The sequence below is a fragment of the Brevundimonas diminuta genome (genome assembly GCF_022654015.1).
GTDB lineage: Bacteria > Pseudomonadota > Alphaproteobacteria > Caulobacterales > Caulobacteraceae > Brevundimonas > Brevundimonas diminuta_C.
Map to the genome: position 1 here is coordinate 2,824,790 of NZ_CP073063.1, position 13,299 is coordinate 2,838,088.

Annotated in this window: 12 protein-coding genes, 1 tRNA gene and 1 other RNA gene; 2 read left to right on the top strand and 12 right to left on the bottom strand. The window is 68.1% G+C overall.

All coding sequences use genetic code 11. The features are described 5' to 3' along the window. Position 1: 1 nt before the first annotated feature. From mraY to sppA, 11 genes are all read right to left on the bottom strand, one after another. Entirely contained in the window at positions 2 to 1,111 is a 1,110-nt protein-coding gene (gene mraY, locus KAK88_RS14005; protein WP_242077091.1) for a phospho-N-acetylmuramoyl-pentapeptide-transferase, read from the bottom strand. Positions 1,112 to 1,120: 9 nt separating this feature from the next. Further along, positions 1,121 to 2,539 (bottom strand): UDP-N-acetylmuramoyl-tripeptide--D-alanyl-D-alanine ligase, encoded by a 1,419-nt coding sequence (locus tag KAK88_RS14010; RefSeq protein ID WP_242077092.1) that lies wholly within the window; start codon positions 2,537 to 2,539, stop codon positions 1,121 to 1,123. Further along, complete coding sequence (locus KAK88_RS14015; protein WP_242077093.1) at positions 2,532 to 4,007, bottom strand: UDP-N-acetylmuramoyl-L-alanyl-D-glutamate--2,6-diaminopimelate ligase; 1,476 nt, start codon at positions 4,005 to 4,007, stop codon at positions 2,532 to 2,534. Before KAK88_RS14015 ends, KAK88_RS14010 begins: the two co-directional genes overlap by 8 nt. Next, a complete protein-coding gene (locus KAK88_RS14020; RefSeq protein WP_242077094.1) occupies positions 4,004 to 5,788 on the bottom strand; it encodes a peptidoglycan D,D-transpeptidase FtsI family protein in 1,785 nt (594 codons plus the stop codon). The genes KAK88_RS14015 and KAK88_RS14020 overlap by 4 nt, the downstream gene beginning before the upstream one ends. Next, positions 5,785 to 6,234 carry a cell division protein FtsL gene (gene ftsL / locus KAK88_RS14025; protein ID WP_017504536.1) on the bottom strand — a complete coding sequence of 150 codons (450 nt, stop codon included), beginning with the start codon at positions 6,232 to 6,234 and terminating at the stop codon, positions 5,785 to 5,787. The genes KAK88_RS14020 and ftsL overlap by 4 nt, the downstream gene beginning before the upstream one ends. Next, complete coding sequence (gene rsmH, locus KAK88_RS14030; protein WP_242077095.1) at positions 6,231 to 7,211, bottom strand: 16S rRNA (cytosine(1402)-N(4))-methyltransferase RsmH; 981 nt, start codon at positions 7,209 to 7,211, stop codon at positions 6,231 to 6,233. Before rsmH ends, ftsL begins: the two co-directional genes overlap by 4 nt. After that, entirely contained in the window at positions 7,208 to 7,684 is a 477-nt protein-coding gene (locus KAK88_RS14035) for a division/cell wall cluster transcriptional repressor MraZ (protein ID WP_242077096.1), read from the bottom strand. Before KAK88_RS14035 ends, rsmH begins: the two co-directional genes overlap by 4 nt. Before the next feature lie 401 nt (positions 7,685 to 8,085). Next, positions 8,086 to 8,463: RNase P RNA component class A (rnpB, locus tag KAK88_RS14040), an RNA gene on the bottom strand. Positions 8,464 to 8,495: 32 nt separating this feature from the next. Continuing rightward, positions 8,496 to 9,257 (bottom strand): N-acetylmuramoyl-L-alanine amidase, encoded by a 762-nt coding sequence (locus tag KAK88_RS14045; protein ID WP_242077097.1) that lies wholly within the window; start codon positions 9,255 to 9,257, stop codon positions 8,496 to 8,498. Between the two features lie 13 nt (positions 9,258 to 9,270). Next, positions 9,271 to 9,594 carry a hypothetical protein gene (locus tag KAK88_RS14050; RefSeq protein ID WP_017504540.1) on the bottom strand — a complete coding sequence of 108 codons (324 nt, stop codon included), beginning with the start codon at positions 9,592 to 9,594 and terminating at the stop codon, positions 9,271 to 9,273. A 105-nt stretch (positions 9,595 to 9,699) separates the two neighbouring features. Then, complete coding sequence (sppA, locus tag KAK88_RS14055) at positions 9,700 to 11,478, bottom strand: signal peptide peptidase SppA (RefSeq protein ID WP_242077098.1); 1,779 nt, start codon at positions 11,476 to 11,478, stop codon at positions 9,700 to 9,702. A 227-nt stretch (positions 11,479 to 11,705) separates the two neighbouring features. On the opposite strand from sppA, the gene panD reads away from it, so the two are divergent. Further along, positions 11,706 to 12,062 carry an aspartate 1-decarboxylase gene (panD, locus tag KAK88_RS14060; RefSeq protein WP_242077099.1) on the top strand — a complete coding sequence of 119 codons (357 nt, stop codon included), beginning with the start codon at positions 11,706 to 11,708 and terminating at the stop codon, positions 12,060 to 12,062. A 73-nt stretch (positions 12,063 to 12,135) separates the two neighbouring features. On the opposite strand, the gene KAK88_RS14065 is transcribed toward panD, so the two are convergent. Beyond that, positions 12,136 to 12,927 carry an SIMPL domain-containing protein gene (locus KAK88_RS14065; RefSeq protein WP_242077100.1) on the bottom strand — a complete coding sequence of 264 codons (792 nt, stop codon included), beginning with the start codon at positions 12,925 to 12,927 and terminating at the stop codon, positions 12,136 to 12,138. A gap of 211 nt (positions 12,928 to 13,138) precedes the next feature. On the opposite strand from KAK88_RS14065, the gene KAK88_RS14070 reads away from it, so the two are divergent. Further along, a tRNA-Ile gene (locus KAK88_RS14070) sits at positions 13,139 to 13,214 on the top strand. Positions 13,215 to 13,299 lie beyond the last annotated feature (85 nt).

A 13,299-nucleotide genomic window follows, 5' to 3' on the forward strand; every position in this document is an offset into this window, starting at 1 on the left:
ATCAGCGCAGCTTCAGCGTGGACAGGCCCAGCAGGGCCAGGGCGCCGGCGATGATCCAGAAGCGGATGACGACGGTGGATTCCGGCCAGCCCATCTTCTCGAAATGGTGGTGGACCGGCGCCATCAGGAAGATGCGCTTCTTGGTCAGCTTGTAATAGCCGACCTGGATCATGACCGAGGCGGCCTCCATGACGAACAGTCCGCCGACGATGCCCAGGACCAGTTCGTGCTTGGTGGTGACGGCGATGGCGCCCAGGGCGCCGCCCAGGGCCAGCGAACCGGTGTCGCCCATGAAGATCTTGGCCGGCGGGGCGTTGTACCACAGGAAGCCCGCGCCGCCGCCGATCATGGCCGCGCAGAAGATGGCCAGTTCGCCCGCGCCAGGCACGTGGTGGACCTGAAGATACTGGGCGAAGACGAAGTTGCCGGCGAGGTAGCTGATCACGCCGAACGCGCCCGCCGCCATCATCACCGGCACGGTCGCCAGACCGTCCAGACCGTCCGTCAGGTTCACCGCATTGGAGAAGCCGACGATGGTGAAGGCCGCGAACGCCACATAGAACCAGCCGATGTTCAGCAGCACGGCCTTGAAGAAGGGGAAGGCGATCGACGTCTCGAGCCCCGGCGAGGTCGGCGAGACGGTCATCCACAACACGGTCAGGACGCCGGCGACGACGGCGACGACGGTCTGGGCCAGGAGCTTCTGCTTGGAGGTCAGGCCGGCCGAGGTTTGTTTGGTCACCTTGGCGTAGTCGTCGATGAAGCCCAGCACGCCGAAAGCCGCCGTCACGAAGCTGACGATCCAGATGTAGGGATTGGTCAGGTCGCCCCAGAGCAGCACCGCCACGCCGATGCCTGCCAGGATCATCAGACCGCCCATCGTCGGGGTGCCGACCTTGGACAGGTGTGACACCGGGCCGTCGTCGCGGATCGGCTGGCCTCGGCCCTGTTTGGCGCGGATCCAGTTGATGAAGCGGCTGCCCATGGCGACGGCGACGATCATGGCGGTGGCCATGGCGAGAGCCATGCGCACCGTCTGGTACTGAACCAGGTTCAGCAGCGGATACTGGTGCGCCACGTCGGCGTAGTAGAGATAGAGCAGGTAAAACATTCGGCTTCCCTATCGCGTCGCGGGCGGCGTGTCGCGGCCTTGAAGATCGGCCAGCGCCTTGGCCACCAGCGAGGCCTTGGAGCCGTTCGAGCCCTTGACCATGACGATGTCGCCGGGCGCGACCAGCAGGGCCGCCTCGGCCGCCAGTTCCGCCGCCGTCGCGCGCCAGACGCCGCGTCTAGAAACCGGAAGCGCGTCGTAGAGCCAGCGCATCTCGGGCCCGGCGGCGTGGACCAGGTCGAGGCCGGCGGCGTCGATGGGGCCGGCGAGACCTTCATGCAGGTCGCGGCTCTGCTCGCCCAGCTCCAGCATGTCGGTCAGCACCACCACGCGGCGGCCCGAGGTCGAGCGCGCGCCCAGCGTCTTGAACCCGGCGGCCATGGACAGCGGATTGGCGTTGTAGCTTTCGTCGATCAGGGTGAAGCCGCCATCCGGCGTCGTGACCGTGCGCGTCTGGCCGCGTCCGGCCAAAGGCTGGAACCCGGCGAGGGCTTCGAGACCCGTCTCCAGCGTCACGTCCAGGGCGTCGAGCATCAAGAGCACGCACAGGCTGTTCAGGCCCCAGTGGGCGCCGGACTGGGCCAGGCGATAGTCGATGCGTCGCCCGAACAGTTCGGCGGCGACCGCGGCGCCCTCGGCATCCGGCCGGAAGTCCAGCAGACGGGCGTCATGGCCGGCGTCGGAGCCGAACGTCAGCAGGCGCGCGTCGACCGCCTTGGCCGCGTCGCACAGGACGGCCGAGAAGGCGACGTCGCCGTTCGCCACCGCCGCGCCGCCGGGAACCAGACCTTGGAAGATGGTCGCCTTTTCACGCGCGACCCCGGCCTCGCCGTCCGCGAAGGCCTCGATATGCACCGGACCGATGGTGGTGACGCAGGCGGCGTGGGGGGCGACGAAGCGCGACAGGGGCGCGATCTCGCCGGGCGCATTCATGCCGATCTCGAACACGGCGCGCTGGGTCTCGACCGGCATCCGGGCCAGGGTCAGGGGCACGCCGATGTGGTTGTTGTAGCTCTTGATCGAACCGTGGGCGGGACCGGCGAGGTCAAGGCCCGCCTTGATGGCCTGGGTGACGCTGGTCTTGCCGACGCTGCCGGTGACGGCGCCGCGCTTCACATGCGGCGCGCGCTCGCGGGCGGCGACGCCCAGGGCTTCGAGGCCGCCCAAGGTGTCGGGCACGACGACGCACGGGCCGCCCTCGACCGGATGTTCGACCAGGGCGGCCGCAGCGCCCGATGCGAAGGCGCCGCTGGCGAACTGATGCCCGTCACGTTCGCCCTTCAGCGCCAGAAACAGGTCGCCGGGGACGATCTCGCGGCTGTTGTAGGTGACGCCCGTGATCGGGCGGTCGTCGCCCTGCAGCACGCCGCCCGTGGCGGCGGCGACTTCGGCGGCCGACCAGAGCGGGCGGGCGGAGTGTTCAGGCATAGAGAGACAGGGCCTCGGACGCGACAGTAGCGTCGTCGAAGGGGTGGGTCACGCCCGCGACGATCTGACCCTGTTCATGCCCTTTTCCGGCGATGACCACCACATCCCCGTCACGCATCATTTCGACGGCGGCCTCGATGGCGGCGCGGCGGTCGCCGATCTCTATCCCGTCCGGGCAGCCGGCGCGGACCTGGGCGCGGATGGCGGCGGCGTCTTCGGATCGCGGATTGTCGTCGGTGACGATAGCGATGTCGGCCAGACGCCCGGCGATCTCGCCCATCAGGGGGCGCTTGCCGCGATCGCGGTCGCCGCCGGCGCCGAAGACGACGATCAGGCGGCCCGTCGCGTGGGGACGCAGCGCGTTCAGAACCGTCTCGAGCCCGTCGGGCGTGTGGGCGTAGTCGACATAGACCTCGCCCCTTCCTTTTGTGTCTTGGCCTTCCTGGCCGCCGTCGATGCGTTGGAGGCGGCCTTGCGCGCCGGTCAGGCCTTCCAGCGCGCCGATGACGGCGTCGGCGGGATCGCCGGCGGCGATGCACAGCCCGGCCGCTACGAGGGCGTTGGACGCCTGAAACGCGCCGGCCAGGGGCAGCAGGATTTCGCGAATGTCGCCGCGCACGTCGATCGTCAGACGCTGACCCTCAGGCGTCGCGCGACGGCCGATCAGGGTCAGGTCGCGACCGCGCTCGCCCACGCCCATGACGCCCAGGCCCGCCATGATCGAGGCGGAGGCGAAGACCGAATAGGCGTCGGAATCGGCGTTCAGCACGGCGGTGCGGCCGCGCGGCAGCAGGGTCTCGAACAGGCGCATCTTGGCGGACCGGTAGTCCGCCATGGTGCCGTGATAATCGAGGTGGTCCTGGGTCAGGTTGGTGAAGGCGGCGGCTTTCAGGGCGACCCCGTCCAGGCGGCGCTGGTCGATGCCGTGGGACGAGGCCTCCAGCGCGACGTGGGTCACGTCCTTGGCGGCCAGTTCGGCCATCAGGCGCGCGGCCTCGGCGGCGTCGGGGCTGGTCAGGCCAGGGCCGGTCAGGGCGTAGGTCTTGGCCCCCTTCTGGCCGATGACGCCCAGCGTGCCCATGCTGGCGGACTTGTGGCCGATCCCGGCCCAGATCTGGCGGCAGAAGGTGGCGACCGAGGTCTTGCCGTTGGTGCCGGTTACGGCGACGCAGGTCTTGGGCTGGGCGCCGTAAAAGCCCCGCGCGGCGATGGCATAGGCCCGGCGCACGTCGCCCGAGGTGACCAGAACGGGTGCCGCGCCATCCGGTGTGTCGGTCGGCGCCAGAACTGCAGCGGCCCCTTGCGCCAGCGCCTGGGGGATGAAGGCGCGGCCGTCGGCGGCCGTGCCCGGCAGGGCGACGAACAGAGCGCCGGGCGAGACCTTGCGGCTGTCGGCGGTGACGCCGGTGATGACGGGATCCGAGGACACGTCGCGGCGCAGCAGGTCGGACAGGTGAAGCGCGCTCAAAGCCCGTCCCCCGCCACGTCCTGATACTGCGGGATCTTCTCGCCCGAGGCCGTGCGCCAGCGGTCGTCGCGGCGTTCGACGCCCAGGAAGCCGGCGATGCGGTCGGCGATATTGTGCACGGCGGGCGCAGCGACATAGGCGCCGGTCTTGGGATAGGTCCCCGGCTCGTCCATCACGATCAGGATGGCGTAGCGCTTGCCGTTCAGCGGGCCGTCGACGGGGAAGACCGCCGCGAAGGAACCCAAGGCATGGCTGGGGTCATAGCGACCGCCGACCAGTTTGTTGGCCGAGCCGGTCTTGCCGCCGACCCGCAGGCCCGGCGCGTCGGCGAAGCCGCCCGAACCCTTGACCACGTTGCGACGCAGCAGGTCGAGAATGGCGCGCGAGGTCTCTTCGGTCACGACCTGTTGCGGCTGGACGTTGCGGGCGCCGCCCTTGCGGAGCGACAGCGGGATCATCCGACCGCCATTGGTCAGGGCGCCCATGGCCTGAACCATCTGGGCCGGAGTGATCATGATGCCATAGCCAAAGGAAAGCGACGCCAGGGTCGAGTTGTCCCAGCGACGCGGCACGACGGGCTTGGCCGATTCCTTCAGCTCGATCTCGGCGGCGTCCAGCAGGCCCAGGCGACGGAAATAGTCCCGCATGGTGTTGGGCCCCATCTGCACCGCCAATTGCGACGTGCCGATGTTGGAGGAGTGCAGATAGACCTCTTCCAGCGTCATCACCCGGTTCTGGGCGTGGAAGTCCTTGATCTTGCGATCGCCGATCTGGAAGGCCTGGGAGGCGTCGAACAGGGTGTTCATGTCGGCCCGGCCGGTGTCGAGGCCGGCGGCGACGGTGAAGGTCTTGAACACCGAGCCCATTTCGTAGTGGCCCGAAACCGCGCGGTTCAGCGTGGCGCCGTCGGGCGCCGCGCGGCGATCGGCCGAGTTGAAGGTCGGCCAGGACGCCATGCCCAGCACCTCGCCGGTCTGGACGTCGGTGACGATGCCGACGGCGCCCTTGGCCTGGTTCTTGATCGCGGCGGCGGCGAGTTCGTTTTCCAGCACGCCCTGGACGCGCAGGTCGATGGACAGGGGGAAGGCCTCGCCGCGCTGACCGGCCGCGCGGATCTCGTCGTTGAAGGCCAGCTCGGCGCCCGAGACGCCCTGCCCGCCCGTGTCGGCGTCGCCGATCAGGTGGACGGCCGAGGTTCCCAGCGGATAGGCGCGGCGGTCTTCGGGCTCGAAGGTGACGCCGCCCAGCGCCAGGTCGTGGACGGCGGCCTTTTCCTGAGGCGTCAGGCCGGTCAGGGCGATCAGACGACGGTCGCCGCCCAGCACCTTCTTCAGACGCTCGGCCGAGATGCGCGGCAGGGCGCGGCGAATCTGGCGATAGGCCAGGTCGCGATCCCAGATCTCGGCCGGGTCGATGTAGAGGCCGTAATGGACGATGTTGGTGGCCAGCAGCTCGCCATTGCGGTCCGTCAGGTCGCCGCGCACCAGGGCGTTCGGATTGACGCCGCGTCCCAGACCGTTGGCTGGGGCGAACAGGGCCTTGTACGACGCGCCGATGGCCAGGCCGCCGAAGACGCAGGAAAAGACGATCAGGATCAGGAAGATGCGGACGCGGGTGTCCTCTTCCGGGCGAGCGTCGGCGCGGGCGCGCTCGAAGCCATGCTCCAGCCGCCAGACCAGTTCGGTCAGCCAGCGCCAGAATGGCGACAGGCGGCCTTGCAGCCGTTCCTGGAAATCGGCGCCCGGCGCCGGGCGGTGATAGCGATGATCCTGAACGCTCATTGCGCCGGCTCCGGCGATGGCGTGGGGACGGGCGCGTCATCGGCGACGGCGGCGGGCGCCGGCGCGGCTGCGGGAGCAGATGCGGCGGGTTGAGCGGGGACGGGTTTCAGGGCGGTCAGCTGACCTTCCTTGGCCTGACGGGCGACGGCGACGGGGGCCATGCCGATCTGGCGCGACAGGCTTTCCAGACGCGCGGGCTGCTCCAGCCGGGCGACCTCGGCGCGCAGCAGGCGGACGCGCTGGCCATTCTCGCGGATGTCCTGTTCGATCTGGGCGATGCGGCTGCTTTCGCGCGCCGCGGCGGCCTTGGCGGCGTAGACCGACACGATCATGATCGCGACCAGGGCCACGCCGATGATCTCGACCCAGCGCACGCCGCGCACCTTCCAGTCGAACAGACGCTGAAGGGCGGTGCGGGAATAGGTGAAGAAGGGCGCCGTGGTCATGCCGCCGCTCTCCCGTCGATCCGACCCCAGGCCGGGGCGTCGGTGCGCACGGCGGCGCGCAGCTTGGCCGAGCGGGCGCGCGGGTTGGTGGAACGCTCTTCGTCGCCCGCCTCGCGCGCACCCTTGAACTGAAGCGTGAAGCTGGGCTTGCGCGGATCGACGGCCATCGGCGCATGACGCGAACCGGCGGGGCTGTTGCCCGTGCGCTCGGTCAGGAAGGCCTTGACGATGCGGTCTTCCAGCGAATGGAAGGTGACGACGGCGAGGCGTCCACCGGGAGCCAGCGTCGCCTCGGCCGCTTCCAGACCGCGTTCCAGCTCGCCCAGTTCGTCGTTGACCGCGATGCGCAGGGCCTGGAACACGCGGGTCGCCGGGTGGATGGGCGCGCCGCGACGGCCGCCCAGGGTCTTTTCGACCACCTCGGCCAGATCCAGGGTGCGGGTGAACGGCTGTTCGACGCGGCGACGCAGGATGGCGGTGGCGACGCGGCCCGACTGGCGCTCTTCGCCATAAAGTTTGAAGATGTGCGCCAGGGGACCGTGGTCCCAGGTGTTGACGATGTCGGCGGCAGTCGCACCCTCATCGGACATGCGCATGTCCAGCGGACCGTCGCGCATGAAGGAGAAGCCGCGCTCGGCCTGATCCAGCTGCATCGACGAGACGCCGATGTCGAAGACCGCGCCGTCCAGCTTCGCCTTGCCGCTGTCGGCGAACGCCTGCGCCAGACCCGAAAAGGGGGTGCGGATCAGCTGGAACTGGCCAGGAAAGTCGCTGGCGACGGCGTCGGCGTGCGGCTGGACCGTCGGGTCGCGATCCAAAGCGACGACCTGGGCGCCGGCCTTCAGGATGGCGCGGGTATAGCCGCCGGCGCCGAAGGTGGCGTCGATCACGACATCGCCGAGCGCGGGCGCCAGGGCCTCGATCACCTCGGCCAGCAGGACGGGGGCATGGGGAGAAGTCGGGGGAGCGTCCGTCACGATCCGCCTCCCGCCAGCTTCATCTGGGCCGCCAGCTTCAAGGCGCCGATCTGGGCCATGCCGGCCTTGGCCAGGGTGCGCTGTTCGGCGCGGCGGGCCGCCCATTTCTCGCGCGACCAGATCTGGAAACGGTCGTTCAGGCCGACGATGACGACGGTGTCGCCCAGACCGGCTTCGGCGCACAGCGCCTCGGGCAAGGTGATCCGACCGCCGGAATCATAGGCCAGGCGCACCTGCTCGCCCATCACCTGCCACTCCAGCGCCGAACGCTCCTCGGAGCCGAACGGCAGGGCCTCGATCATCTCGGCATAGACGGCGAACAGGCGGTCGCCGCCCGCTTCCAGACAGTCGGCCTCGATCGAAGGGAAGATGAAGACGCCGCCGGCAGCGCCGTTTTCGGTCGTGCGGAAATCGTTGGGGATGAGGAGACGGCGCTTGCCGTCCAGCTGCTTCTCATAGGTCGAGAGAAACACGCCCTGTCCAATCGAGCCCTTCGGCCCGTCCCTAGATGCCCTGACGAACGCCCGCCGCGCCCGCCTCTCAGCCCCAAATCATGAAGCTGGGATAGCATGGGATGAAATGGGCCTCAATGGGATCGAAGCCAAGATTTAACCATGTTTTGACGTGTGACGACTTAAGCACGCTCGAACAGCTGGAACATACACGGAACAAACGAAGTATTCACAGGCTGTGAGCTGTTCTAACCTTCCATTGCCAGACAATAGGTTAACGCCCGCCAACACGCGGGATCGCCGCCAGAACGCTGAAATGCGGGGATAATCCGAGTTCGGATTACGCGATGCGCTGAGGGAGGGCGCCAACGCCCAACCCTACGGGCCTCAAGTAGGCCGAAGGCCGATAGGCCCAAGAAAATTTTGCCAGACGGCCTGTAAGCCGGGTTTTGTTCCGTTCTTGAGAACGGCGACGATCATTCCTCTGGACCGACCATTGCTGATCGGTTCTCGCGACCTACCCGGACATCTGAGGCGGTGAGCCCCGCGAGCGAGCCCGCGCGATGTCCCTATTTGGTCTTGCTCCAGGCGGGGCTTGCCATGCCGTCCCTGTTGCCAGGTCCGCGGTGGGCTCTTACCCCACCCTTTCACCCTTACCGGCCTCGCAAGGCCGGAGGTTTGCTTTCTGTGGCGCTATCCCTCGGGTCACCCCGGGCGGAAGTTATCCGCCGCCTTTTCACCGTGGAGCCCGGACTTTCCTCGACGGACGCGAAGTCCGCCGCGACCGCCCAGCCGTCTGGCGCGCGCTAGATGCGCGTTAGCGGCGCAAACGTCAATTTAATACGCCCGTGATGCTCTCGGCGCTGGCCAGCTGGAGCAGGCCGACCAGGCGGGCGCGGGTTTCGCCGTCGGCGACGCCGTCGACGCGGGCCGGGCGCCAATGACGCTGGAAGGCGCGCACGGCGGTTTCCACGGCAGCGTCGTAATCGCCGCTGGCTTTCAGGCCGTAGCCCAACCGATGCAGGCCGGCGCTGAGCACCATCGGGCCGATGCCCTGATCGCCCTTCTGCAACAGGCCGCCCAAGGCTTGCACCCGTTCGGCCGCCGGTTCGAACCACAGGCCGTGCCCGGCCTCGGCCAGACGCTTCCAGGGGAAGAGCTCGCCCGGATCTTCCTTGCGATCCGGCGCCAGGTCGGAATGGGCGATGATGCGGTTGTCGGCGATGGTCCAGCGACTGCGAATGTCGGAGATCAGGGCGATGACGGCCGCGATTTGCGCTTCGGGGAAGGCGCGATAACCGAACTCATGGCCAGGATTGACGATCTCGATGCCGATGGAGGCGGCGTTGCAGTCGTCCTCGCCCTGCCAGACGCCGCGGCCGGCGTGCCAGGCGCGGCGTTCCTCGGGCACCAGTTGGAAGACGCGGCCGTCTTCCTCGACCAGATAATGGGCCGAGACCTTCGCTTCGGGGTCGCGCAGGCGGGCAAGGGCGGCCTCGCTGGTCTGCATGCCGGTGTAGTGCAGCACCAGCATGTCCGGCGGCGCACGGCGCGCGTCGAAGTTGGGCGAAGGCGCGTCGATGTAGGACGTCATGGGCGGCGTCGGCTCAGCGGCCGTTGCGCTCCCAGCCATAGGCGACCCAGGCGCCGTCCACCTTGTGCGCCTCGATCAGGTCGGGATCGCTGTTGCGGCGACGCGGCGCGATGTTGCGGCGGGTGCGCATGACCAGACCGACCAGGAAGACCAGAACGCCGGCGAACAGGGCGATGACCGCAACAGCTGCAGCGGTGAAGACCGCGAGGACGGCGCCGACCGCCATGGCGCAGACGGCGGCGATCATGCCGGCGACCCACATGACGGACGCCACCAGGCCGTTGGGACGGCGGCGGGCGGCATGGCCGATGGCGGCGAGACGTTCAGGCTGGAACATGGATCATCCTTTCAGGCGATCCGGGGAACGCCTGACACGCAATGTCGGTCCATCGGGGCTTGCGGTCAATGGACCGCGACGCACGGTCGCGTGCGCCGCACTCCGTCAGAAGATCGGCTGATCGGCCAGAACCACCGCGCCCTGGCTGCGCATCCGGTCGCTGTCGATCCGGCGCATCACGGCCTGGGCCTGGGGATCGGCCATGACGCCGCCCAGCATGACCAGGGCCTTGGTGGCCTCGGTCTGGACGCCGAACATTTCCGACAGGGCCTCGAACGGCGACTGCTGCTTGGGGAAATGCTTGAAGCGGACGGGCTCATTGTCGGGAATCTTGGCCAGTTGGCGGGCCTTGTTCATGGCCTCGGTCACGCCGCCCAGCTGGTCGACGAGGCCCAGCGGCAGGGCCTGGGCGCCGGTCCAGACGCGGCCCTTGGCGATTTCGCGCACCCGGTCCGGGGACAGTTTGCGGCCCCTCGCCACGCGGGCGATGAAGTCATCGTAGATCCGGTTCATCGAGCCGGCGAAGGCCGCGCGCTGCTGGGGGGTGAACTCTTGCGTCGGCGAGAAGGCGTCGGCGTATTCCCCGCCCACCGTCAGCTCACGCATATCGACGCCGAACCGGCCCAGCGCATCGGCCAGAACGAACTTGCCGCCGAACACGCCGATCGAGCCGGTCAGGGTCGTGGGCTGCGCCACGATCCAGTCGGCCTCGGAACTGATCCAGTAACCGCCCGACGCCGCATAGGCGCCCATGGACACCACCACCGGCTTGCCCGCCGCCCGCGCCGCGCGCACGGCGGCCAGGATCTGTTCGGACGCTTCGGGCGAACCGCCCGGCGAAGAGACGCGGAAGACGATCGCCTTGACGCTCTTGTCGTCGATCGCGTCGTAGATGGCCTCGGCCGTGTCGTCGGAATGGATGGACGAGCCGCCGCCGAAGCTGGCGCCGCCGCCGCGCCCGGTGACGATGGCCCCCTCCCCGCCCACGATGGCGATGGCGTTCTTGCCCGAACCCGTGCGTTCGCCCTTCTGGCTGGCGTATTTTCCGAACTCGACGATCTCGGCGCCCTTGCCGGCGCGGGTCTTGATGGCGATCTCGGCTTCCTCGACCTGACCCACCTTGTCGATCAGCCGGTTGCTGAGTGCCTGCTCGGCCGAATAGGGGCCGGCCTCGATCACCGTCTTCAGCGCCGGGGCCGTCGTCTTGCGATCCTTGGCCGCGTTAGCCAGGGCGGTGTCGTAGATCGACGTCATCCAGGCCGTCATCGCCTCGCGGTGCGGGCCGGTGTAGTCGCTCTGGGTGTATTCATTGACAGCGTTCTTGTATTCGTAGCGTTGTTCGAACTCGGGTTTGACGCCGTATTTTTGGAAGGCGCGACCCAGGAAAAGGCTGTCGGCCGAGAAGCCCGTGGCCTGGAAGCCGGCGGTGTTCTGCATCCACAGCTCCGACGCCGAGGCCCCGACCATATAGGTGGACATCACCGCGCCCGACGGGGCGAAGCCCTGGCTGTGGGCGATGACCGGCTTGCCTGTGTTGCGGAAGCGATGGATGGCCTGGCGCAGTTCATCGGCGGTGGCGGGCGTCATGCCGCTTTCCGGCAGACGGATCAGCAGAGCCTTGACGCTGCTGTCGCTCTGGGCCTGATGCAGGCCATCGACCACGTCCGTCAGGGCCAGGCCGGAACTGCCGAAGGCCGCGAACGGATTTGACGACGGCTGGTCGCTGACGCCGCCGCGCAGGTCCAGCTCCAGCACGGTGGTCGCCGGCGTCGTCGGCTTGGACGACGAGGCGACGGCGACCGTCAGCAGCACCACGGGAATGACGACGACGAACAGGATCAGCCCGGTGAAAACACCAAGGACCGTCAGAAAGAATTGCTTCATCGGAGGGAAAACGCGCGCTCGCAGGCCGGAAATGGCGTCGCCAGCATAGGGGGACGCGGGCCGTCGTCAAATGACACGCGTGCAATCCGTCGGTCGACCTGGCGTTCGCATCCGCACCCGATTGCTGCGGCGCAGCGTGCGGATTGATGCCGGGGCCGGAAATCCTTATATGAGCCGCCTGTGAGCGAGGGCCTGCGCCCCGCGTTTTTCTTGCTGGAGACCGCACGATGCTGGTCACCCTGATGAAGTCCAAGCTGCACCGCGCCACGGTGACCCAAGCCGATCTCGATTACGAGGGATCGATCGCCATCGACATGGACCTGCTGGACGCCGCCGGCATCTATCCGCACGAGCAGGTCGATGTGCTGAACATCACGAACGGCGCGCGCTTCACCACCTATGCGATCGAGGCGCCGCGCGGCTCCAAGGTCATCGGCGTCAACGGCGCCGCCGCCCGCCTGGTGCAGAAGAACGACAAGGTGATCGTGGTCACCTATGGCCAGTTTCCCCAGGAAGAAGCGCGCCAGTGGAACCCGAACGTCGTCCTGCTGGACGACGCCAACGCGATCAAGACCGCCGGCTGAGGCCGCGTCGCTTCTCGAAATGCAAAAAGGCCCGCCGGCGACGGCGGGCCCTTTCTTTATCCGGCCGATGCGATCAGCGGGCGATATCGTAGACGCCCGTAATATCGATCCGCACCGTCAGTTCGCCGGCGGAAACCGGGGTGCTTTCTGCCCGATCCATCGACACGGCACGGGCGGCGAACATCGGCATCGGCGGCTGAGGCGTATAGCCGCCGCCCTCGGTCAGATTGCGGATGCCCGACAGTTGGACGTTCAGCGATTGGGCGTACAGCTGGGCCTTGGCCTGCAGGTTGCGCACGGCCAGCTGGCGCGCCTGGTTTTCGGCGGCGGTCGGATCCTTCAGGCCGAAGCTGATGCCGTCGATCTGGTTGACGCCGGCGGCGACCACGGCGTCGGCCGTCGTGCCGACCTTGCTCAGGTCATTGATGACCACCGTCACGCGGTTGACCGCCTGATAGCCGCGCAGCTTGGGCGGCTCGTTCTGGACGTAATCGTATTGCGCCGACAGGTTCAGACCCGAGGTCTGGATGTCGCGTTCGGCGACGCCCGCGCGGCGCAGGGCGGCGACGACGCGCGTCATTTGCGCAGCATTGTCGCGCATGGCTTGCTGAGCCGTGACGGCCTCGGTTTGGACGCCGAAGGTGATGGTGGCCATGTCCGGCGCGGCCTTGACCTCACCGTAGGCCGACAGGTTCAGCGAAGGCGCGGGCTGCATCATGTGCATGGCTCCCATAGGTTCGGCCGTCTGAGCCATGGCGCGCGGCGTGGCGGCGGCCAGGAAGGCGGCGGCTGCGACGGCGCCGCCCAGGGCGACGGTCTTCAACGACAGGGTCTTCAGGGGGGCGGCGGCCAGGGTGCGTGTCATGCGGTGTTCTCCGTAAGCGATCCGGGACCGGCGCGTTCGCCGATCCGTTGCAACGACCTTGGCCGTTTTCGCCTGAACCAACGCCCGCACCCCGCTGGCAGTTTCCGTTCATCTTCGTGAAATCGTCGAAAGGCCGTCTTCTTGACCGCCCCCGCTTGGCAAGCCGCGCTCGCGCCTGCTAGGCGAACGTCACCGCCGAGACGCGCCTTGGGGGCCTGTAGCTCAATGGTTAGAGCCGACCGCTCATAACGGTCTGGTTGGGGGTTCGAGTCCCTCCGGGCCTACCACTCTGCTCCGGTATCCCCGGCGGCGCTGGATTTCCCGCTCTCACTGGCTTTCGCGCCCTTGAACTGTGCCACACGACTGTGACAC

Bases quoted from the DNA above. Each gene is read 5' to 3' on its own strand.
- mraY (WP_242077091.1), bottom strand. From the start codon at position 1,111: ATGTTTTACCTGCTCTATCTCTACTACGCCGACGTGGCGCACCAGTAT.
- KAK88_RS14010 (WP_242077092.1), bottom strand. From the start codon at position 2,539: ATGCCTGAACACTCCGCCCGCCCGCTCTGGTCGGCCGCCGAAGTCGCC.
- KAK88_RS14020 (WP_242077094.1), bottom strand. From the start codon at position 5,788: ATGAGCGTTCAGGATCATCGCTATCACCGCCCGGCGCCGGGCGCCGAT.
- ftsL (WP_017504536.1), bottom strand. From the start codon at position 6,234: ATGACCACGGCGCCCTTCTTCACCTATTCCCGCACCGCCCTTCAGCGT.
- KAK88_RS14045 (WP_242077097.1), bottom strand. From the start codon at position 9,257: ATGACGTCCTACATCGACGCGCCTTCGCCCAACTTCGACGCGCGCCGT.
- KAK88_RS14050 (WP_017504540.1), bottom strand. From the start codon at position 9,594: ATGTTCCAGCCTGAACGTCTCGCCGCCATCGGCCATGCCGCCCGCCGC.
- sppA (WP_242077098.1), bottom strand. From the start codon at position 11,478: ATGAAGCAATTCTTTCTGACGGTCCTTGGTGTTTTCACCGGGCTGATC.
- panD (WP_242077099.1), top strand. From the start codon at position 11,706: ATGCTGGTCACCCTGATGAAGTCCAAGCTGCACCGCGCCACGGTGACC.
- KAK88_RS14065 (WP_242077100.1), bottom strand. From the start codon at position 12,927: ATGACACGCACCCTGGCCGCCGCCCCCCTGAAGACCCTGTCGTTGAAG.